Source organism: Pseudomonas antarctica (assembly GCF_900624995.1).
GTDB classification, from domain to species: domain Bacteria; phylum Pseudomonadota; class Gammaproteobacteria; order Pseudomonadales; family Pseudomonadaceae; genus Aquipseudomonas; species Aquipseudomonas antarctica.
Genome location: NZ_UYXQ01000047.1, coordinates 1 through 20,514, shown reverse-complemented (window position 1 = coordinate 20,514; position 20,514 = coordinate 1). Strand labels below are relative to the sequence as shown.

Below are 20,514 nucleotides of genomic sequence, written 5' to 3'. Positions count from 1 at the left end.
GTCAGCAATAGGTGCTGTCAAACTAGGCCTGGGCGCAAGGGTGCTCAAATTAACCAGTATTAAGTTAAATTTAATTTTCGGGTGCCGATCAATCCGTGGCTTGAGCGCTGAACATCGGGCAGTGAATCAATACACGTGTTCCTCTGTCCGAGGCGCCAGGGTGGAGATCCAGTGTGTATCCGTGCAATTTCACGATGGCGGCGACTAACGACAGGCCTAAGCCGTGGCCTGGGTTTATCTGGCTTCCCTCGCCGCGATAGAGCCGGCGAATGACATGCCTACGGTCCGCTTCAGGGATGCCGGCACCATCGTCGACGACTTCAATAATGACGGCTGCGTCCTTGATGCTCCCCCGCAATTGGATATGGCCGCCCTGCGGGGTAAATTTAATGGCGTTATCGAGCAGGTTGACCAGCGCTTCGAACAGTAACGAAGAGTCGCCATACACCCGGGGGCAATCGCTGGGAATGTCCAGCGAAAGCGTTTGGGCGCGGTCCAGTGCCATCGGCTCGTAAAACTCATGCGCCTGTTTCAACAGCGCCATGATCGGGAAGGGCGCAAAGGCGCAACGGCGACGAATATCCTCAAGCTCGGCGACGCGAAGCAGCCCTTGAAAACGCACCATGATCGACTCGCTCTCCTCAAACGCCTGGTTCAAGGTCTGCTTATGTTCACGGGCCAGCGGCAATTGCTGGAGCTGATAGAGCCGTGCGCGTAAGCGTGTCAAGGGCGTGCGCAAATCATGGGCAATGCCGTCGCAGACGCTTTTTACTTCATGCATCAACTGCTCAATGTGATCGAGCATCGTATTGACGGCGTTGGCCAGCATATCCAGTTCATCGCGGCGTGTTGACAACGGCAAACGCTCAGCCAAGTTGCCCGAAACGATACTTTCGGTACACAGCTGCAGGCGTTTGACACGGCGCAATGGGCGACGTCGCAGTAAGCGCCAGCCAATCAAACCGGGGATAAGGGATAATGACAACCCCCACATCAGGGCCTGCTCAATAATGCCACCTACGGCGGAAATCGACCCGCCGTCACGTGCCAAAATCAGGATATGCCCGTCGGCGCGCCGTGCCAGCAAGGCATAGCTGCTTCGGGTTTCTGTGCTGGGTAACGCAATGCTCAGGCCGCGCTCAAGGTAATGAACCTGGCCATCGTCGGGCAGGTTGGAGCGCAGTTTCAGCAAGTCGCCGGCGACATGGGTGCCATCGGGTGCAAACAAACCGTAGGCGTCGATTCCGGGGGTCGAGTAAGCCTCACTCGCCGCCAACTCAGCAAGCAGGTTCGAGTCGTCGACCTTTTGATAGTAGTGGGCGCGTTGCAACAACGTACGCTCGGCAACCGTGCCCAGATAGTGGGAGATTTCCCAGTACAGCACACCGGTAAAGAGTGCGCCCCAGGCCACGAAGAACACCGCATAAAACCCGATCAATCGACTACCGGACGAGCGCCATTCCTCATTTTTTGGTAGCGAGGACATAGCCGGCACCGCGTATTGTATGGATCACAGGTGAGTCTTTGTCGCTTTCCAGCTTTTTACGCAGCCGACCAATGTGCACATCAATGATGTTCGTCCCGGGGTCGAAGTGATAGCCCCAGACGCCTTCAAACAGCATGGTGCGAGTGACCAGTTGGCCGGCACTGCGCATCAGGAAGTTGAGCAGTTTGAACTCGGTGGGCAGCAACTGGATGTCTTCGTCATTGCGCGTCAGCTTGTGCTCCACCAAGTCCAGTCGCAGGTTGCCGCAACTGAGGTGTGGGTTGCTGGGGTCTGCGGCGGTGCGTCTGAGCAATGCGTCAAGGCGCGCGACCATCTCGACGGCCGAAAAAGGCTTGGTCAGGTAGTCATCGCCGCCCGCACGCAGTCCCAGAACGCGCTCATCCACGTCCGAAAGAGCGCTGATCATCAGGACCGGTGTCTGAATCCCGAGGCTGCGCAAGGTGCTGACAATCGTCAGCCCGTCAAAGTCCGGCAGCATGCGATCCAGCGTAATGGCGTCGTAGCCGCCTGCAATCGCCAGGGCCAACCCGTCGCGCCCGGTGGCCGCCCACTTTGAGCTGAAGCCGTGGCGTTGGAGTTCGGCGACGATGATTTCCGCCGTCACTTGGTCGTCCTCTATGACCAACGCATTACTCATGATGTCCTCCCTATGAACCTGTTTTTCGGTACTCCCGACTCAATGCCGATACCCAGTGCCAGCGAACCCTATTGATCTAAGGCGCGTGCGAACACTAACTATTTCTTAACCCACCTTAACCTTCCCACCCCGCCTGCATGGATATATTCCTGATAACACCCTAACGTACTGACTGAGATGAGCGGAAATGAGGGTGAACGTGGTCATCCGGCCATCAGTCGGTTTTGCACGTCCACAGTTGAATGAACGGATGGCGAGTGGTTGGCGCGCCCACCCAATGACTCAGGGCGGAACACTGGCCATCAACACACAGCTGGTAATCGCCAGCCTCCGGTGTTCGCCCCAGGCGCAAGGGTTGCAAGGGTGGCAATAGGCGCCGGTAATGCCAACTGCCATTTTCCAGTCGCGCGTCGTCTGGAACCTCCATCCCTGCGCCGTTACCGCGTACACGCGCTTCTTCCAGCACTAGCCCTTGCTCGGTCACGCGGTAGTCTTCCTCCCAGCGGATCTTTTCAATGGTGTGATCCCAGGCCAGCGTGAAGTGTGAAACCGACAGCTGGGCCCACACCACACCCGTCAGGCCCAGGCACACGCCGATCATGGGAGGGCTGGCTCGGCACGACGGGACCGCCAGATATGCTGGAATATCACCACGATCCCCAGCGCGAAGCCCAATTCATCGGTCAGCGGTAACGCCACCACCAGCAAGGCCCCAGCAACCACGCACAGCAACCGCTCCCACAGGGGCATTTTGCGCTGCAAATACCCGGTGGACGCCATTCCCCAGAGCCCGACCGCCAACAGGGTCTTGATCAGCATGTACGCGGTCATCCACACATTATCCCCTTGCAGCATCAACGCCGGGTTGTAGACCGCCATAAACGGTATGACAAACCCCGCCAGGGCAATTCGCACCGCCCACAGGCTGATCTTGAACCCGGTCTCTTTAGCGATGGGGGCCGCGGCAAAGCAGGCGAGGGCGACAGGGGGCGTCAGGTCGGCGAGGATGCCGAAATAAAACACGAACATGTGCGACACAATCAACGGTACGCCCAATTCCAAGAGGGCAGGCGCTGCGATCGAGCTGGTGATGATGTAGTTGGGAATGGTGGGAATCCCCATGCCCAACACCAGGCACGTGATCATCGTCAGGATCAGCGAAAGCAGTAGGTTATCTCGGCCGATCGCCAGGATATACCCCGCAAACGTCGACGCGACGCCCGTCAGTGAAACCACGCCGATAATGATGCCCACCAAGGCGCACGCGATGCCAACCGGTACAGCATGGCGTGCACCTTCTACCAGGGCGTGCAGGCAAATGGTCAGGGTTTCGTGCCCGCCCTTGATGAACCCACAGACCCCCACCAGCACTGCAATCACGGCAAAGATCACGCCGATTCCCAGTTGGAAAAAACCGGTACAGAGGATGCCCAGCGCTATCCAGAAGGCGCAGCGCAAGCCAAAGCTTTGTACTCTCAGGATGATCGCCGAGCCGAGAATCACGATGGCCGTGAGTGCCAGTCCAACCATGCCGGAAAACAACGGCGTACGCCCTGAAAACAGCAAGTAGACCAATACCAGCAGTGGGATCAACAGGTACCAGTTTTCCTTCACAGCGCCCAACGCACTGGGGCATTGATCCTTGGGCAACCCCTTGAGGTTGGAGCGCTTGGCTTCCAAGTGGACCATCCAGAAGACCGAACCGAAATACAGGATGGCAGGGATCAATGCCGCCTTGGCGATCTCCACAAACGGTACGTTGATGGTTTCGGCCATGATGAAGGCGACGGCGCCCATGACCGGCGGCATCAGTTGACTGCCCATGCTGGCGGTCGCTTCCACTCCGCCGGCAAAGGCAGCCCGGTAACCAAAGCGCTTCATCAGCGGGATGGTGAATTGCCCTGTGGTCACCACGTTGGCGATCCCCGAGCCGGTAATAGTGCCCATCAGCGCCGATGAAGCCACGGCGACTTTGGCCGGCCCACCCAGTTTGTGGCCGAACAGGCCCATGGCAAAGTCGGTGAACAGTTTGATCATGCCTGCCTGTTCGAGGAATGCGCCGAACAGGATAAACAGGAAGATGTAGGTCGCCGAAACATAGGTGGGCGTGCCGTACAGCCCTTCGGTGCCAAAAGACAGTTGGTTGATGATTTGGTCGAAGCCATAACCTCGATGGGCCAGTTCCCCCGGTAGATACTCGCCAAACAAGCCATACGCCAGGAACAACCCGCATATGATCGGCAGGGCAATGCCCATCACCCGTCGCGCGGCTTCGAACACCAGCACCACCAGCACAATGCCGATCACCGTGTCCGCAGTTGTCAGGTCCCCAGAGCGCTGGATCAGGTCAGCCTCGTACCACCATTGATAAAGGGCGGTGGCAATGGCTGCCAGGCTGAAAACCCAGGCCAACGGTTGCCAGGGGCGCTTGTTGCCATAGGCCGGATAGCTCAGGTAGACCACCCACAATAAGAAGCCGACGTGTATCGCGCGCAGTACCTGGCTTGAAAAGGGTGAAAACGCTGCCGTGACGATCTGAAAGATCGAAAATAACAACGCGACGTAGAACAGCGTTTTTGGCCAGTCTCGCGGGTTCGCAGAGATGCCGTGATGATCTTCACTCATTAGCTGCCTGCCTCACTGCATGGAAAAAGGGCGGACCGTCGGCGCAGAGACCGGGTGCCGCTGCGCCGTGCGTCGCTAGAGCGCGCCTTTTTCGGTGTAGTAGCGTTCGGCGCCCGGATGAAGTGCAATCGGCAGGTTCTTGGTGGCGTTTTCCAGGGTGATGTCCTTGGCAGCCGAATGAGCGTTACCGAGGCGGGGGAGGTTTTCGAACAATAATTTTGTCATCTGGTAGGCCAACTCATCGGGTACATCCGAGCGGGTCACCAGAATGTTGGTGATCGCAACCGTCGGCACCGCGTCAGGTTGGCCGTCATAGGTGTTGGCCGGGATCATCGCGCTGTGATAGGCCGCATTGCCGATGTTCGCCACCACTTCCGGGGGGATCGCCACATAGTTCAGCGGCATCACCGATGACAAGTCGCGGATCGCGGCCATGCCCAGTCCGGAAGACTGCAGCGTGGCATCCAGTTGCCGGTTCTTGATGAGCTCAACTGACTCGGCAAAGGGCAGGTATTGCACCTTGCCCATGTCTGCGTAGGTCAGGCCCGCCGCCTTGAGAATCGCCCGTGCGTTCAACTCGGTACCCGATTTCGGCGCTCCGACTGAGAGGGTCTTGCCTTTAAGGTCCGCCAGCGTCTTGATCCCCGACTCTTTGCTGGCCACGATTTGAATATAGTTGGGGTACGCGCCGGCAATGGCGCGTAACTTGGTCAGCGGTGTATTGAAGCCTGCTTCCTCGACGCCATTCTTCGCATCCGCCACCGAGTCACCCAGCGCCAGTGCCAACTCGCCTCGACCCGATTGCAGCAGGTTCAGGTTTTCCACGGAGGCCTTGGTGGCCTGAACCGAAGTCTTTACGCCGGGGATGCCTTCATTGTAGATCTGGGAGAGGCCGACCCCGATCGGGTAATACACCCCGCTGGTGCCGCCTGTCAGGATGTTAATGAATACCGGGGCTGCCTGTGTCGCGGTGGTGAATGTCAGGGTTGCGGCGGCTGCCAGCAGGATGAAGCGGTTCTTTACTCGCATGGGAATCTCTCCGGCTTGTCTTGTTTTTATTCAGAGCGACTCAACTGTAGTTGATTGATCAGCGCAGTGGCGAGCGGACAGTCATACTATGTATCAGAATGGCTGGCTGAGGGTGCCGGGCGAGCGGTTAGGCGGGAGCCGGGGTTGTAGTTATCGGGTCACTGCCGGTTGGACCTGACCGTTTAACCCGTTAATCTCGTTATTACATTTTATTGAATCTCAACAACGGGAATCCGCTCGGGTGATCAAACCGATATTGCTGATACGTCGTCGCTTTGCCTCGATCCGATGGCGTACTCGAGTGACGCTCTGGGCCGCTGCTACCCTCGCAGGGTTGCTGGTTGTGATGTTCGCCCGGCTGGCTGACCTGGCGCTGATGCAGTTCGCCCAACAGGCCGCCGCCCGGCCGTGGCTGCCGTTTATCTACACGCCGCTGATCGGCATGTTTGTGGTGTGGATGACCTCGCGTTTTTTCACAGGGGCCCAAGGCAGCGGTATTCCCCAGGTGATCGCGGCCACACGGTTGGCCCACCAAGGCAAGCCCGTGAATAAGTTGGTGTCGTTGCGTCTGGCCTTCGCCAAGATAGGCCTCGGTACGCTGGCCCTGACCGGTGGCTTTTCAGCGGGACGTGAAGGGCCTTCGGTGCAAGTCGCCGCCTCGATCATGCATTTCTTTCATCGTTACCTGCCCAACGCACGCATCATTCGCCCTGAAGACCTCATCCTGGCCGGTGGCGCAGCGGGTATTGCCGCCGCCTTCAACACGCCCTTGGCCGGTGTGGCCTTTGCGGTAGAGGAACTGGGGCGCAAGTTGGAAACCCGCACCAGCGGGGTGTTGCTCAGCACGATCATTTTGTCGGGGATGGTCGCGATTGCCTTGCAGGGCAACTACAACTATTTCGGGCACTTCGATGTACAACAGGCCAATCTCGATATCGTTGTTCCGGTACTGGCGATTGGTATTGGCTGTGGCCTTATGGGGGGATTGTTCAGTCGGATGCTCCTGTGGCCACAGCGCTATCGCCGTTTTGTCGTCTGGCAATGGCGCCGCCTGCATCCAGTCTGGTTCGCGGGTGGCTGCGGCTTGATCGTGGCGATTCTCGGTTGGCTCAGTGGTGGAATGTCTTTTGGCAGCGGTTACGGGATCACGTCTCAGATCATCGTGTCCGATGTGGGGTTGCCGTGGCACGCGCCGATCACACGCTTTCTCGCGACCGTAGTGACTTATTTTTCCGGCATACCGGGTGGTATTTTTGCCCCGTCCTTGGCTGTGGGCGCTGCCGTCGGGGCCAATGTAGCTGAGTTCTTCACCTTGGCTGCGCAGCCCATCATCGCGTTGTGCATGGTGGGGTTTCTGGCAGCGGTCACGCAATCGCCGATCACCTCTGCAATCATCGTGATGGAGATGATCGACAGCCATGGCATGGTCATCAGTCTGATGGCGGTTGCGCTGATTGCCAAAGCAGTCAGTGCCAGGATGGGGCCCGAGCTCTATCAGCAGTTGGCGCGTGGCTTTCTGCAATCGGAGGGCAGTGGCGCCGCCGCGCAAAAAGCCAACACCTAGAGTGGGTCAGTGCAGCAGCGGTCGCGCCGCTGCGCTGAGCGTGCGCCGGTCCTCTTCGAGTACAAGCGCAGTGTTCGCGTGCTTGAGCAGCCGTTCTGCGTGCCGGGTACAGGCATCCCTGAACATCGCCGGGTTTATCTGCGCCAGGCTCACAAGGGCCTTCATCATGCGCAGGTCGACTTCCACCAGGCCCGCGCCATCTCTGGCAATCGGTGCGAAGAAGTCATCGAACAGGTCATCCACGGTCAAACCGCGCAGGTAAACGTGCTGGCAGTCAGCGTCGATTTTCGCCGCGGGTTCTTCAGGTTGACCCCAACATGTCAGGCTTCTGACGCCGCGCCCAATGACGTCAATGGCGGTGCCGGGGTCATTGACGGCCGGCGACAAGGCGCGGGAGGCGATCTCCGACAGCACTGACAAGCCGAACCTTGGGTCGTGTTCAAACGTTCGACGCACGCCGATAGCCAGGGTAGCGATGATTTTTTCGCTGCTCGACGCCAGTTCCTCCCCGCGCGCCTTGCTCAAGCTGACGGTTCGGGCGAGCGGCATGCCGACATGCACAAAGGTTCCCGGCAGGACGTCCATAAATATGTGTATCTCGTCTGCTTTGGCGATCGCGCCTAACGCCTGAACGTCGATGTGCTGGACGTATCCCGTTTGAAGGCTGGTGATGATCAGCGCAGAACGGGGGACCCTTGACTCGCAAGGGTAGGCGGCTGCACCCAGATGCGGCCATTGGACTCGATGGTTAATGGCATCAATGGTTGCCTGCTCGACACGGTCAATGGTTTCTCCCACCCGCCCAAGCTTGGACAAATGATCGATCCAGCGCAAAAGGGTGTAGACAATCAGAATCACCACGGCGATGGTTACCGCGAATAGCAAAACCCTCCCTTGCGTACCGTAGGCACCGGTACTCAGCGCAATGATCCCCACCAGGCTGAACAGGAATGAGCCGATAAAGGTGGCCAGGGCATTTTGTGTCGTGGTGTCTTCCATCACCAGGGTGGTGGCACGGGGCGTCACGCCGCTGCTCGCTGCACTGTAAGCGCTGACCATGGTACTTAACGAAAAGGTCGTCACCGCGAGCATGCTTGAGGCAATGATGCCCAATATCTTATCGACGGCGTCGGCACCGATGCGGGCGGGCAACGACTCGGGAATGTAGTCCTTGAAGACAACGGCGAGTAACGCGGTCGCAATACCCAGCAAGGAAAACAGACTCGCCCTGAACCACAGCCGTTTAGTCAATTGGTGTAGTACCCAGCGCCAGCGTGCGAGCATTTTTTATACCTTTTGCAAATAACACGATGGGACACCGCAAGGATTCAGGGAAACGAAGGCGGTGAGTGGATTATCCTTAATGGAGTCTTTTGTCGGGCCGAGGGTTCATCCAGCGTCTTTGGTTGCCGCACACGGAATGACTCGCTTGACCAATTTACCGATCGACATGCCTTGGATCAGGATAGAAAAAACGACCACCAGGTACGTCAGGGAAACCACGATATCGCGAGCCGCGCCTGGGGGCAGCGACAACGCCAATGCCACCGATATCCCGCCACGCAGGCCGCCCCAGGTCATTACACTCCAGGCACCCTGCGGTAGGCGGAAGCGTTTACCCAACACCGCAATGGGAACCCCTACAGTCAACAATCGTGATAACAACGTCAGCAATATGACCAGCAGGCCCGTGGTGAGCAAGGGGTTGGAGAACTGGATCAGAACGACTTCCAACCCGATCAATACAAACAGCACAGCGTTGAGTATTTCATCGATCAGTTCCCAGAACATGTCCAGGTTTTTTTCAGTCTGCTCGGACATGGCATGGGAGCGTCCTTGGTTACCCACAATCAGTCCCATCACCACCATCGCCAATGGGCCGGAAACATGGAACTGAGTGGCGAGTGCATAGGCGCCCAGAACCGCGGCCAGGGTGATGAGCACTTCCTCCTGATAGCTATCGATACTCTTGAGCATTCTGTAAGTGATATAGCCCACGCAGGCGCCTAACAGAGCACCGCCTCCGGCTTCCTTCAGTAGCAGCTGCGATGCGCCGATAACCGACGGTGTCTCCCCGCTGGCAATCATTGCGACGATCAGCGAAAACAGCACGACACTCACGCCGTCGTTGAACAGTGACTCACCGGAAATGACCAGTTCCACGCTATTTGGCGCGCCGGCAGATTTCAGAATCCCCATCACGGCGATGGGGTCGGTGGGGGAGATCAGCGCGCCAAACACCAGGCAATAAGACAACGGTAGCTGCAGTTCGGTAAGGGACAACAACGCCCAGAGCCCGAAGCCGATGAACAAGGTTGAGAGCGTTGTCCCTACCACTGCCAAGGATGCAACCTGCCATTTGTAGGCCCGCAGCTCCGACAGGTCCACATGCAACGCGCCAGCAAAGAGCAGCAATGACAACATGCCTTGCATCAGCAGTTCGGAAAAGTCGATGGACTCCACCAGCGACTGCTCAAGGGTATGCAAGGCATGGAAGCCCAGCGCATCGGATGCCATATTCAACAGTGACAGGCCCAAGGCAATGCCCATTACACCGATGGCGGATGGCAGGCCGACGTAGCGCCGATTGAGATAGGCGAGTACTGCTGTGATGCAAAGGAAGATCGCAATAATATCCAGCATTGACCCGCTCCAAAAACACAGGATGAGGAAAGCACCCTCGGCAATGCAGATCGCAAATACCTCTGAGCGTTCAGAAATAACCGCCGCCTGCGCTGTGCCTTCAGTGAATGCCGCGCCTGCCGGGAGTGTAAATATGACGGCCAGCCGTTACGCAGCAGTTGTTGCCACTCATAGCGTAGAACAGACGTGGCGCTTGATCCTCGTATCGGGATGTGATGTGGTGGGCGACACAGAAAGACCACTGCCCTTTGCGATGCAGGGCGCTCGCAAGTTTAATTCTTTTCAGCATTTCGAGGTTTCATGCAAATCGAGTTACAGGAGATTAGCGACCACCTCTACCGTTTCGCTCCATTTGATACGCTGCCAAAGGAATCGGTAGACGCCATCGCTCGGCGGGTAGAAGTGAGTTATTTCAAGGCCGGCAGTGACATCCTTGAAGCGGGCGCGATCATTCATGACTTGCACTATGTACGTAGTGGTGCGGTGGAGATTTACCGGCGCAATGGCGAGCTCTACAACCGACTTGTCGAAGGCGACCTCTTCGGTCAGGCCGGTTTGTTGCGCAGTAACAAGGTGCGTTTTCCCGCCAGAGCCTTGGAAGATAGCCTGATTTATTACATACCCGCCGACGTCTTCGCCGACCTGTGCGCGCAGCATGATGCGTTCGCCGACTTCGTTGAAGCTGAGGGGCACTCCAGGCTCAAGACTGCCGTTGAGGCGCAGGGGCGTGCCAGTGAGCTTATTCAGCTCAAATGCCGAGGCCTTATCTCTCGGCCCTTGGTATGGGTCACGTCGGATACCTGCGTCGGCGACGCGGCAAAAATCATGACAGAACAGAGCGTTTCTTGCGTTCTGGTGATGTCATCAGCGGGCTTGCAGGCGGCTGAAATCCAAGGGATCGTGACGGATCGGGACCTTCGCACACGCGTTGTCGCGGCCGGCCGAAACGCTGACGAAACGGCTGCCCGAGACATCATGACGGCCGAGCCGGTAGCGATAGGCGCCGACGACTCAGTGTTTGAAGCGATGCTGGTGATGTTGCGCCGTAATATTCACCACCTGCCGGTGGTCCACCATGGCCATCCGATCGGGCTGATCAACCTGTCGGATATCATTCGCTATGAGTCACACAGCAGTTTGTACCTGGTAAACAGAATCTCTAACCAGACTTCGGTCGACGGCCTTAAGTCGCTTTTGCGTGACCTGCGCGGAACCTACATCCGCATGGTGCGTGACGGCGCGACGGCGCACATGATTGGTAGCGCGATTTCCGGTATTGGCCGGGCCTTTACCCAGCGTTTGCTGGAACTGGCAGAGAAAAAGCTGGGGCCGCCTCCGGTGCCTTACTGCTTCATGGTGCTGGGTTCCATGGCGCGTGATGAGCAGTTATTGGTGACTGACCAGGATAATGCCCTGGTGCTCGACGACCGCTTCGATCCGCTCCAGCACGATGCTTACTTCCGAGCGTTGGCGACGTTTGTGAGTGATGGCCTGGCCGCGTGCGGTTACAGCTATTGCAAAGGCGGGATCATGGCGACGAATGATCAGTGGCGTCAGCCGTTGAAGGTATGGCGAAGTTATTTTGATCAGTGGATCGAAAAGCCTAACCCGACGACGTTGCTCAATAGTTGTATTTTTTTCGACCTGGACGGCGTATTTGGCCAACTGGAACTGGTACAAGAACTTAAGGTTCTGTGCGCTCGAAAATCCAGCGCACATCCTGTTTTTTTGAGTGCCATGGCTCGGATTGCCCTTAACCGCACGCCTCCATTGGGCTTTTTCCGTACTTTTGTCGTTGAGACAGACGGGCAGCACAAACGGATCATCAACCTCAAGGGTCGAGGCACCGCACCGCTGACGGACCTGATCCGCATCCATGCGCTCGCGTGTGGCAGTACCGCGCAGAATTCATTTGATCGCATGGATGCCATCGCGAACAGCAACGTCATTCCGCCTGAAGCATTAAAGCAACTGCGATACGCGCTGGAGTTCCTGTCGATGGTGCGAATTCGACACCAGGTTGACGCACTGGAGCAGGGCGCAGCGCTCAATAATTACGTCGAACCGGAACGCTTTTCCAACAGTGAGCGACATAACCTAAAAGAGGCGTTTCAGGTCTTGAGTAATGGCCAGAATTTCTTAAGATTCCGCTATCCATCAAAGGGTCGCCTGCCGTCATGAAACACGTGAAAGCGCAGCCCGATCATAAAATGCTCGAGTGGTCTTCGAAGTTCGAGGCCCTGGCAGACAATGCCGTTAACAGCCGCTTGCGACAGTTCTATCAAGCCGGCGCGGTCTCGGCACAGGCCTCCATTGACAGCGTGCAACTGCTGGCCATGGACGTGGAAACCACCGGCCTTGATGCACAGGCTGACAGCGTTGTGAGCATCGGGGTAATGCCGTTCACGCTGCAGCGCATTTATTGTGGGAACTCGCTTTACTGGGTAATAAAACCAGCGTCCGAGCTGAATGAAAAGTCGGTGACGTTTCATCACATAACCCATGCTGAAATTTCAGATGCGCCCACCTTTGAGCAGGTGCTGACCCCCTTGCTGGAGGCCATGGCAGGCAAGGTGATGGTGGTCCATTATCGGAATATTGAGCGGGCCTTTTTGGATCAGGCAGTGCGTAGGCATTTAGGGGAAGGGTTAGAGTTCCCGGTCATCGATACGATGCAGTTGGAAGCCCGACTGCACCGGCAAAAGCGCGGGTGGTTCGCCCGACTGATGGGGCGCTCACAACCGTCCATAAGGCTGGCGGATAGCCGAGCGCGCCTTGGCCTTCCGGCTTATCACGCGCACCATGCATTAACCGATGCCTTGGCAACCGCAGAACTGTTGCAGGCGCAGGTAGCGACTTATTACTCAGCGTCCACGCCTGTTGGCGAGTTATGGAACTGAGTCACCGCTTGGTGGTAAAACGCTAGCGCCTGTCCGCCCAATATTCCTGTGGGCATTGACTCGCTGGCGGTACTCAGTACGGTGAATGCTTGTGACATCCTGGCTCAGGCATTGGCCGTAACCGGATCGATGTGCGGGAGCAATAGCCCGCAAGCGCGGGCTGCCATTACCTCGGCCATTGAGCTTGCAAAAAACTTCCAGTCAAGCACTCAGCGTGTCTCATGATCCGTTTGAGAGCCCTCATCGCGCCAGGCACACATCGCGTGTCCTGCGGTTTTTTTTCAAACGACGAAGCGATTCACCATCTTATTAAGGTCAACCGCCAACTTTGACATTTCCCCGCACGCGGTGGCTGTTTGACTGGCGCCCGCAGAGCTCTGGACGGCAAGCTCTCGAATACTGACAAGATTACGGTCAACTTCGCGGGCAACATGTGCCTGTTCTTCAGACGCGGTTGCAATCAACATATTGCGCTCATTAATCTGTGTAATCGCCTTCGCGATCTGGTCCAGTGAAGTGCTCGCCTCCTGTGCGACATCAAGCGATTGAGTTGCCAACTCTTTGCTTTTGTTCATGGCCTCAACGGCTTCGGCTGAGTCAGTCTGCATGGCGCAGATCATCTGTTCTATTTCTTGAGTCGACGACTGCGTACGGTGCGCCAATGCCCTTACCTCGTCAGCGACTACCGCAAATCCACGACCTTGCTCGCCGGCCCTTGCGGCTTCAATCGCGGCATTCAACGCCAGAAGGTTAGTTTGCTCCGCGATTGCACGAATCACTTCCACGACCTTGTTGATGCTTTGAGCCCGCTGTGACAAGACCTGAATCTGGTCACTCGTGATTTCAACATTTCCGCTCAGTTTTTGAATGGACTTCAATGTTTCAGAGACTCGCTCCAAACCGGTCTCGGTAAATGCCTGAGTGCGACGCGACTCTTGCGAGGCCGATTCTGCATTACGGGCCACCTCATCAACGGCCGCACTCATCTCAGTTACCGCCGTGGCGGCTTGGTTGACCTCATCATTTTGTGAGATGAGACCTCGACTGGACGCCTCCGTGACCGCCGTCATTTCTTCTGCGGCGGAGGCCAGTTGTGTGGATGAATCACCGATTTGCATGATGGTTTTGCGAAGGTTTTCCTGCATCTGGGCCAATGCGTTTAACAGGCGTGCGGCTTCATCCTTGCCGCTGACGTGCACTTCTTTGGAAAGGTCGCTGCTGGCAATGCGTTCGGCCACCGATAACGCTGCACCGATCGGGGTCGTAATGCTTTTGGTCAGAAGTATTGCCAACCCGACAGTCAGGACGACGACGCCGGTAATAAGGCCAATTATTGTCCAGATGCCTTCGGAGTAAGTATTGGTTGCGTATTGCCCGGCCGCTGTTGCGCCATTGTTGTTGAAGTCCGTCAGGGCTTTGATTTCACCCTCCATCCTATTCGTCAACGGCCGTATACCTGTACTCACGAGGTTGACGGCGGCAGGTATGTCACCGCGCGCCATCAACGGTTCGAGGATATCCAGTTGTTTGGCGTACGCATCGGCGGACGCTATCACTACTTGATAACGCGTGCGTTCGTCGTTACTAGCGACCAGAGGTTCATAATTTAGCACCGCATCCGCGAAAGCCTTCCGGTAGCCTGCGAAGGACGCAACCGTCGATTGAAGTGCTTGAGGGTCAGCAAGTGCACGCTGGGTTTCAAGTCTGAGCCGCATTGCGCCAACGTTCATCAACGCCGTTTGTCGGATACTTGCAAGCCAATTGTTTTCGACATCTTTTTCGGCGTCTCGCAACTTGCCCATTTGCACAGCAGCGACCGCGCCGAGCACAAAGACCAATGCAATGATTGACGCGAAAAATAAGGAAGCTCGGGGTGCTACGTTGAGGTTTCTAAGGTGCATGCGAACTTTCTGACTGCGAGGGAATGATCTAGGTAACCAGACTATCGACCTGACGTTAATAAACTTAATCAGGCCTCTCGCTTTTAAGTGCTCTGCTCAGTCGCCTGCGCGCATCCTAAAGGGCTGCTCTACGTTTAAGTGTCTAATACCAAACGCTACTGACAGCCAGAACGTGAGCGATCATGCATGTACCAACTTCTTACCGGGGTGGATTTTTCTGTCGTTAATACCCGCCTGCTTAGACTGACGCCATCGCCCCAGGCGATGGCGTCACGGGTGTGTTTGCTGTGCGCTGACCGCGAAAGCCCTATGTGCTAACGAGGCTCAGACATCAGTCCTTTCACCAGGGATATGCATCCCAGCATTAGAACGATTGCGAAAGGCAACCCTGTGGACACGGCCATTGCCTGCAGTGCGACAAGACCGCCGCCCAACAGGAGGGCAATAGCAATCACACCCTCGATGACCGCCCAGAACACACGTTGAGGCACAGGCGCATCCACCTTGCCGCCGGCGGTGATCGTGTCGATGACCAAGGAGCCTGAGTCCGAGGAGGTAATAAAAAACACAATGACCAGAACGATGCCCAAGAAAGAGGTGATCTCTTTAAGCGGCAGCTCTCCCAGCATGGCGAACAACTTCAGCTCCAGCACAGCGTCCTTGACACCCACCAGGCCCTGTAAGGTCGTTTGGTCAATGGCCGTTCCGCCGAACGTTGTCATCCACAGCACAGACACCACTGAGGGAACGAGCAAGACCGAGATCAGAAACTCTCTGACCGTTCGACCACGACTGACGCGCGCGATAAACATGCCGACAAACGGCGACCAACTGATCCACCACGCCCAGTAGAAGGCCGTCCAGCCTTGGGTGAATTGGGTGTCAGTGCGGCCAAATGGATTTGACAGTGCCGGCAGGTATTCAACATACGTCACCAGGTTCTTGAAGAACCCTGTGAAGATGGCCAAGGTCGGCCCCACTACGATGATAAACACCAGTAAGAGCAATGCGAGTCCCATATTGATCTGGGAAAGCATTTTGACGCCCTTGTCCAAACCGGAAAGGACTGACCACAGCGCGATCAAGGTAATGCCAACGATCAGCACGACTTTACTGAGATTCGTCGATTGTATCCCGAAGAGGTATTCGATCCCCGCAGCAGCCTGTTCTGCACCAATGCCCAGAGAGGTTGCCAACCCGAATAGCGTGGCGAATACCGCCAGGATATCGATGATATGCCCCGGCCAGCCCCAAACGCGCTCACCCAGCAGTGGATAGAAAATCGAGCGTATCGAAAGCGGTAAGCCCTTGTTGTAAGAAAACAACGCCAGGGACAACGCCACAATCGCATAGATCGCCCAGGGATGAAGTCCCCAGTGAAAGATCGTAGCGGCCATTGCCAAGTCGGCGGAGGCTTTCATATCGCCTGCTGCACCGCCCAACGGCGCCCAATCCGTACGCACGCCGCTCGCATCGACTGTCACGCCTCCCATGGACGCCGCGTAATGCGACATGGGTTCGGCGACGCCATAAAACATCAAGCCAATGCCCATGCCCGCGGCAAACAGCATTGAAAACCATCCGACGTAGGAGTGGTCTGGTTTGGCATCTCTGCCGCCCAAACGCACCTTTCCCAGCGGGGAGAAAATCAGCGCAATGCACAGCACCACAAAAACGTTCGCAATGCTCATGAAGAGCCAGGCGAGGTGGCTGGTTAACCAGTTCCGGATAGCGCTGAAGAGGGGTTCTACTTCATTCTGCAAGGCCAGTGTCAAAATCACGAACAGCAGGATGGTGGCCGCTGAAATGATGAAGACTTTGCCGTGGATATCGAGCGAGAACGAAAACTCTCCCTTGATATTGTCTTGACCAATAACATAGTCGGTGTCGATCAGATTGGCAGCTCCACTTGGAGCCGGAATACCGTCCTCACTGGCGATGTGAGGGGTGTTAGGCCGATCATCCGTAGGCTTTTCAACCATAAGAATCTCCTTGTTGTTGGCACGTCTTAACGTGTAGTTGTGATTATCCCCGCTGTTCCTATGGTAAAACGAGATGTAAACGCCTTTATCCTAACAAGCTTTGAGAACAAAACCGGCAAAACCTGCCGATTGCATAGCCCTTCGATCGAATATGTCACCGTCACATGACGTCTTCGTGGGCTGCAATCTACTCGGGTGAGTGCAATGAACAGGTTTGCGCGGGCCAGATTAATGCCCCATCAACTTATTTATGCCATCGGGTTTGTCGTGAACGCCAAAGCGATCCACGATCGTGGACGTAGCCTGGTTCATCCCGATGACATCTACGTGAACCCCTTCTCGGCGCAGCTTCAGCACTACCTTGTCGAGCGCAGCGACTGAAGTGATATCCCAAAAGTGGGCTTCTCGAAGATCGATGGTCAGGGTCTCCAGTTGTTCCTTAAGATCGAACGAATGAGTGAACCTGTCTGCTGAGCCAAAAAACACCTGGCCTGTGACGTAGTAAGTGCGATGGGCATGTGCGGGGTCATGCTCAGAAGTGACCTCCAGGTAATGTCCGATCTTGTTGGCGAAGAACATGGCGGCCAGCAAGGTGCCTGCAACAACGCCGTAGGCCAGGTTATGGGTCGCGACGACCACGACCACCGTGACCAGCATCACGATGTTCGTTGAGAGCGGATAGTCTTTGAGATTGCGGATGGAGTCCCAACTGAAGGTGCTGATGGAGACCATGATCATCACGGCGACCAGCGCGGCCATCGGTATGCGGGCGAGCCAGTCGCCCATGAAGATCATCATGATCAGCAGTGAAACGCCTGCACTCAGCGTAGACAAGCGGGTTCGTCCGCCAGATTTAACGTTGATCATCGACTGCCCGATCATCGCGCAGCCTGCCATGCCGCCAATGAGGCTGCTGGTGATGTTGGCGATACCCTGGCCTTTGCATTCACGATTCTTGTCGCTGCTCGTGTCTGTCAGGTCGTCGACGATGGTTGCCGTCATCATCGACTCCAGCAAACCGACCACTGCCAGCGCGGCCGAATACGGCAGTACGATCAACAGTGTTTCAAGATTTAGCGGCACGCTTGGCCACAAGAATATCGGCAGACTATCAGGCAGCGAGCCCATGTCGCCCACTGTGTGTATGTTCAGGCCCATGTAGATCGAAATCGCAGTCAGCACGATGATGCATACGAGCGGCGAGGGGAGCAGTTTTCCTACGCCCGGCAGCCTTGGGAACAGGTAAATAATCGCCAGTCCGCCAGCAGTCATGGCATAAACGGGCCAGGTTACCCCGGTGAGTTCTGGCAGCTGCGCCATGAAAATCAGGATCGCCAAGGCGTTAACGAAACCTGTGACGACTGATCGCGATACGAAGCGCATCAGCTCGCCCAGCCGCAGATAGCCCGCGACTATTTGAAGTACGCCGCACGTCAGCGAGGCGGCGAGGAGGTACTGAAGGCCGTGATCCTTGACCAGGTTGACCATGAGCAATGCCATGGCGCCGGTGGCCGCCGAGATCATCGCCGCACGCCCCCCAACAAACGAGATCACAGTGCAGATACAGAAAGAGGCATAAAGGCCAACCTTGGGGTCGACGCCGGCAATAATAGAAAAGGCAATAGCCTCAGGAATAAGGGCCAGTGCAACAACGAGGCCCGCGAGGACATCGGCTCGGATATTCGACAGCCAAGCGGCTCTGATCTTTTCAAACATTGATTCACCCATGGCAGGCACCACATCCCGCGCAGCAGTGGGCGCTGAGCAGTGCGGGTGTGTCTGTCTTCAATTGAGTTGTGGAGTGGCTGCGGCCAAAAAAGCAGGCGCGGCAAAATACGACCGCAGCTAGGAGGCGGTCAGGGTCGTGCGAGGGGGCGGTGCGCTATGGCGGCGTAGGCAGCCAGCTGGAACGGGGCAAGGTAACTCCTTTGGCGTGTCGTCGATAGACCACAGGATAATAACCGGCAGTAGCGCACACGCACAACCGATAGGCGGGCTTGCACGAACGTATCATGTAGAATGCGCCCATGGGTGTCACCGCAAAACGCGGGAGGGCAGGTTTAATTCAGCGCAGGTCGGGCCGCCGCGCGGAGTGGCTGTGCCTATGAGCTTGAAATCTTCACGTCCGGATAAAACCCACGGCCATCGTGAATCACCCGCCACGCGTGCTTTTTTCTCCCGATTCCTCGCCGCGGAATCAGCGGGTGGCCTGATACTCATGGCTGCTGCTTTGATAGCACTCCTCGTCGCCAACTCCCCGTTGGCAGACATTTACTTCTCGTCACTGCACGTAAAAGTCGTTGGCCTCTCGATTGAGCACTGGATCAATGATGGCCTGATGGCTGTCTTTTTCATGTTGGTCGGGTTGGAGATCAAGCGTGAAATGCTGGTCGGCCAATTATCGAGCTGGAGCCAGCGCGCACTGCCAGGGTTCGCCGCGCTAGGCGGTATGCTGGTGCCTGCTTTGATCTACATTGCGGTCAACTGGGGCAATGCCGAAACCTTGGGGGGTTGGGCTATTCCTGCAGCGACCGATATCGCGTTTGCCTTGGGCGTACTGTCGCTGCTCGGTAAACGTGTGCCCATTTCGTTGAAAATCTTTCTGTCCGCGCTGGCGATTCTTGATGACCTTGGCGCTGTACTGATCATCGCCCTGTTTTACACCAGCGGCTTGTCGGTCAGCATGTTGCTGGCCTCACTGGGCGTTATTGTGTTCCTGGTGATGCTCAACCGATTCGGTGTGACCCGGCTTTGGCCTTACCTGATAGCGGGCGCTCTGCTGTGGTTCTTTATGCTTCAGTCGGGTATCCACGCGACCCTGGCAGGTGTCATTCTCGCACTGTGCATTCCCATGCGGGCGGCGAGCAGCGAGCGCAAATCGCCGCTCATCTACCTGGAAGGAAAGCTGCATCCGTGGGTCGCTTTCGCCGTTGTGCCCATCTTCGGTTTTGCCAATGCGGGTGTCTCTCTTGCTGGTATCTCGCCCAATAACCTGATCGACCCGGTACCTCTGGGAGTAACGCTTGGGCTATTGCTAGGCAAGCAAATTGGCGTGTTTGGTTTGGCTGCGCTGGCGATTCGCGCAGGGCTGGCCAAGCTGCCTGAGCAATGTGATTGGCGTCAGCTGTACGGCGTAGCGCTGCTGTGCGGCATTGGTTTCACGATGAGCCTGTTCATCGGGGCGTTGGCCTTCCCGGATAGCCCGCATCTGGTCGATGAGGTAAAGGTCGGAGTGCTGATGGGCTCGATTCTTTCCGCCGTCCTCGGTGTTGCTGTCCTTTTGAAGGTTAAACGTTAATCCTGGGTTTATCTGTCCGTTGATAACGGCGTGGGGGATGAGCATCCAGTCGCGCAGACGGGTTCATGCACCATGAATGCCGCTGTCCGATCTGGGGTTACGTCAATTTTTTTGGCCTTGAGATACTCTGAAAACAAGTCCAGCGTTAATTCTTTTACTGCGCTGGCAAGAAAAGAAAACCCTTGATTTTCAAACGGTCGGCACGCCAGGCGCGAGCCTCGTTTTCCGCTCCAAACATACAGAAGAAGCCACTCAGGAGAGTGGCTTCTTTTTTTTCTGCGATTTACTCATTGCCCATTCGTGCTTCCCCCGAACCCCATTTGACCGACCCAGTAAGGCACGGGGCCAGCAACGTCACGTACCTGCTCGTCATCGAAACGTTTTACTGTGTAGCCAGGTGTTTATTGCGCTCAACGAGCGCTGTCTTG

The 20,514-nt window shown here is 56.5% G+C and carries 14 protein-coding genes and 1 pseudogene; 5 read left to right on the top strand and 10 right to left on the bottom strand.

Annotated elements, in window-relative coordinates; genetic code table 11:
• Positions 1-88: 88 nt before the first annotated feature.
• From E0F99_RS19245 to E0F99_RS19225, 5 genes are all read right to left on the bottom strand, one after another.
• Positions 89-1,486, bottom strand: a complete 1,398-nt coding sequence (locus E0F99_RS19245; RefSeq protein WP_083359031.1) for a sensor histidine kinase — start codon at positions 1,484-1,486, stop codon at positions 89-91.
• Positions 1,464-2,144 (bottom strand): response regulator transcription factor, encoded by a 681-nt coding sequence (locus E0F99_RS19240; RefSeq protein ID WP_083359030.1) that lies wholly within the window; start codon positions 2,142-2,144, stop codon positions 1,464-1,466. The genes E0F99_RS19245 and E0F99_RS19240 overlap by 23 nt, the downstream gene beginning before the upstream one ends.
• 214 nt (positions 2,145-2,358) lie before the next feature.
• Positions 2,359-2,745 carry a DUF1850 domain-containing protein gene (locus tag E0F99_RS19235; protein ID WP_083359029.1) on the bottom strand — a complete coding sequence of 129 codons (387 nt, stop codon included), beginning with the start codon at positions 2,743-2,745 and terminating at the stop codon, positions 2,359-2,361.
• Positions 2,742-4,769 (bottom strand): TRAP transporter permease, encoded by a 2,028-nt coding sequence (locus E0F99_RS19230; protein WP_083359028.1) that lies wholly within the window; start codon positions 4,767-4,769, stop codon positions 2,742-2,744. Before E0F99_RS19230 ends, E0F99_RS19235 begins: the two co-directional genes overlap by 4 nt.
• A gap of 75 nt (positions 4,770-4,844) precedes the next feature.
• A complete protein-coding gene (locus E0F99_RS19225) occupies positions 4,845-5,798 on the bottom strand; it encodes a TAXI family TRAP transporter solute-binding subunit (RefSeq protein ID WP_083359027.1) in 954 nt (317 codons plus the stop codon).
• Positions 5,799-6,039: 241 nt separating this feature from the next.
• Between E0F99_RS19225 and E0F99_RS19220 the strand changes: the two genes are divergently transcribed.
• Positions 6,040-7,362, top strand: a complete 1,323-nt coding sequence (locus tag E0F99_RS19220; protein ID WP_083359026.1) for a chloride channel protein — start codon at positions 6,040-6,042, stop codon at positions 7,360-7,362.
• 6 nt (positions 7,363-7,368) lie between these two features.
• Here the strand turns inward: E0F99_RS19220 and E0F99_RS19215 are convergent, their stop codons facing one another.
• The gene (locus E0F99_RS19215; RefSeq protein ID WP_083359025.1) at positions 7,369-8,646 is read right to left on the bottom strand and encodes a DUF2254 domain-containing protein; all 1,278 of its coding nucleotides are present in this window, start codon (positions 8,644-8,646) and stop codon (positions 7,369-7,371) included.
• A 105-nt stretch (positions 8,647-8,751) separates the two neighbouring features.
• Positions 8,752-10,005: a cation:proton antiporter gene (locus E0F99_RS19210; protein ID WP_083359024.1), complete on the bottom strand. Its 1,254-nt coding sequence runs from the start codon at positions 10,003-10,005 to the stop codon at positions 8,752-8,754.
• Between the two features lie 300 nt (positions 10,006-10,305).
• On the opposite strand from E0F99_RS19210, the gene E0F99_RS19205 reads away from it, so the two are divergent.
• The 3 genes and pseudogenes from E0F99_RS19205 to E0F99_RS30485 all read left to right on the top strand — a co-directional run.
• Positions 10,306-12,186: a DUF294 nucleotidyltransferase-like domain-containing protein gene (locus E0F99_RS19205; protein ID WP_083359023.1), complete on the top strand. Its 1,881-nt coding sequence runs from the start codon at positions 10,306-10,308 to the stop codon at positions 12,184-12,186.
• Positions 12,183-12,905, top strand: a complete 723-nt coding sequence (locus E0F99_RS19200; protein WP_083359022.1) for a 3'-5' exonuclease — start codon at positions 12,183-12,185, stop codon at positions 12,903-12,905. Before E0F99_RS19205 ends, E0F99_RS19200 begins: the two co-directional genes overlap by 4 nt.
• Before the next feature lie 48 nt (positions 12,906-12,953).
• Positions 12,954-13,130 (top strand): annotated as a pseudogene (locus E0F99_RS30485) (helix-hairpin-helix domain-containing protein); the annotation flags it as partial.
• A 56-nt stretch (positions 13,131-13,186) separates the two neighbouring features.
• Here E0F99_RS30485 and E0F99_RS19190 read toward each other — a convergent pair.
• The 3 genes from E0F99_RS19190 to E0F99_RS19180 all read right to left on the bottom strand — a co-directional run bounded on the left by E0F99_RS19190 (position 13,187) and on the right by E0F99_RS19180 (position 18,504).
• Entirely contained in the window at positions 13,187-14,806 is a 1,620-nt protein-coding gene (locus E0F99_RS19190; RefSeq protein ID WP_083359021.1) for a methyl-accepting chemotaxis protein, read from the bottom strand.
• A gap of 314 nt (positions 14,807-15,120) precedes the next feature.
• A complete protein-coding gene (locus E0F99_RS19185; protein WP_083359020.1) occupies positions 15,121-16,788 on the bottom strand; it encodes a BCCT family transporter in 1,668 nt (555 codons plus the stop codon).
• A gap of 228 nt (positions 16,789-17,016) precedes the next feature.
• Positions 17,017-18,504, bottom strand: coding sequence for a SulP family inorganic anion transporter (locus E0F99_RS19180; RefSeq protein WP_083360458.1), 1,488 nt, complete (start codon positions 18,502-18,504; stop codon positions 17,017-17,019).
• 388 nt (positions 18,505-18,892) lie between these two features.
• Here E0F99_RS19180 and nhaA point away from each other — a divergent pair, with 388 nt between their 5' ends.
• Complete coding sequence (gene nhaA, locus E0F99_RS19175) at positions 18,893-20,086, top strand: Na+/H+ antiporter NhaA (RefSeq protein ID WP_083359019.1); 1,194 nt, start codon at positions 18,893-18,895, stop codon at positions 20,084-20,086.
• The last annotated feature ends 428 nt before the right edge of the window (positions 20,087-20,514 follow it).

Bases quoted from the DNA above. Each gene is read 5' to 3' on its own strand.
- E0F99_RS19245 (WP_083359031.1), bottom strand. From the start codon at position 1,486: ATGTCCTCGCTACCAAAAAATGAGGAATGGCGCTCGTCCGGTAGTCGA.
- E0F99_RS19240 (WP_083359030.1), bottom strand. From the start codon at position 2,144: ATGAGTAATGCGTTGGTCATAGAGGACGACCAAGTGACGGCGGAAATC.
- E0F99_RS19235 (WP_083359029.1), bottom strand. From the start codon at position 2,745: ATGATCGGCGTGTGCCTGGGCCTGACGGGTGTGGTGTGGGCCCAGCTG.
- E0F99_RS19230 (WP_083359028.1), bottom strand. From the start codon at position 4,769: ATGAGTGAAGATCATCACGGCATCTCTGCGAACCCGCGAGACTGGCCA.
- E0F99_RS19225 (WP_083359027.1), bottom strand. From the start codon at position 5,798: ATGCGAGTAAAGAACCGCTTCATCCTGCTGGCAGCCGCCGCAACCCTG.
- E0F99_RS19215 (WP_083359025.1), bottom strand. From the start codon at position 8,646: ATGCTCGCACGCTGGCGCTGGGTACTACACCAATTGACTAAACGGCTG.
- E0F99_RS19210 (WP_083359024.1), bottom strand. From the start codon at position 10,005: ATGCTGGATATTATTGCGATCTTCCTTTGCATCACAGCAGTACTCGCC.
- E0F99_RS19205 (WP_083359023.1), top strand. From the start codon at position 10,306: ATGCAAATCGAGTTACAGGAGATTAGCGACCACCTCTACCGTTTCGCT.
- E0F99_RS19200 (WP_083359022.1), top strand. From the start codon at position 12,183: ATGAAACACGTGAAAGCGCAGCCCGATCATAAAATGCTCGAGTGGTCT.
- E0F99_RS19190 (WP_083359021.1), bottom strand. From the start codon at position 14,806: ATGCACCTTAGAAACCTCAACGTAGCACCCCGAGCTTCCTTATTTTTC.
- E0F99_RS19185 (WP_083359020.1), bottom strand. From the start codon at position 16,788: ATGGTTGAAAAGCCTACGGATGATCGGCCTAACACCCCTCACATCGCC.
- E0F99_RS19180 (WP_083360458.1), bottom strand. From the start codon at position 18,504: ATGTTTGAAAAGATCAGAGCCGCTTGGCTGTCGAATATCCGAGCCGAT.
- nhaA (WP_083359019.1), top strand. From the start codon at position 18,893: ATGAGCTTGAAATCTTCACGTCCGGATAAAACCCACGGCCATCGTGAA.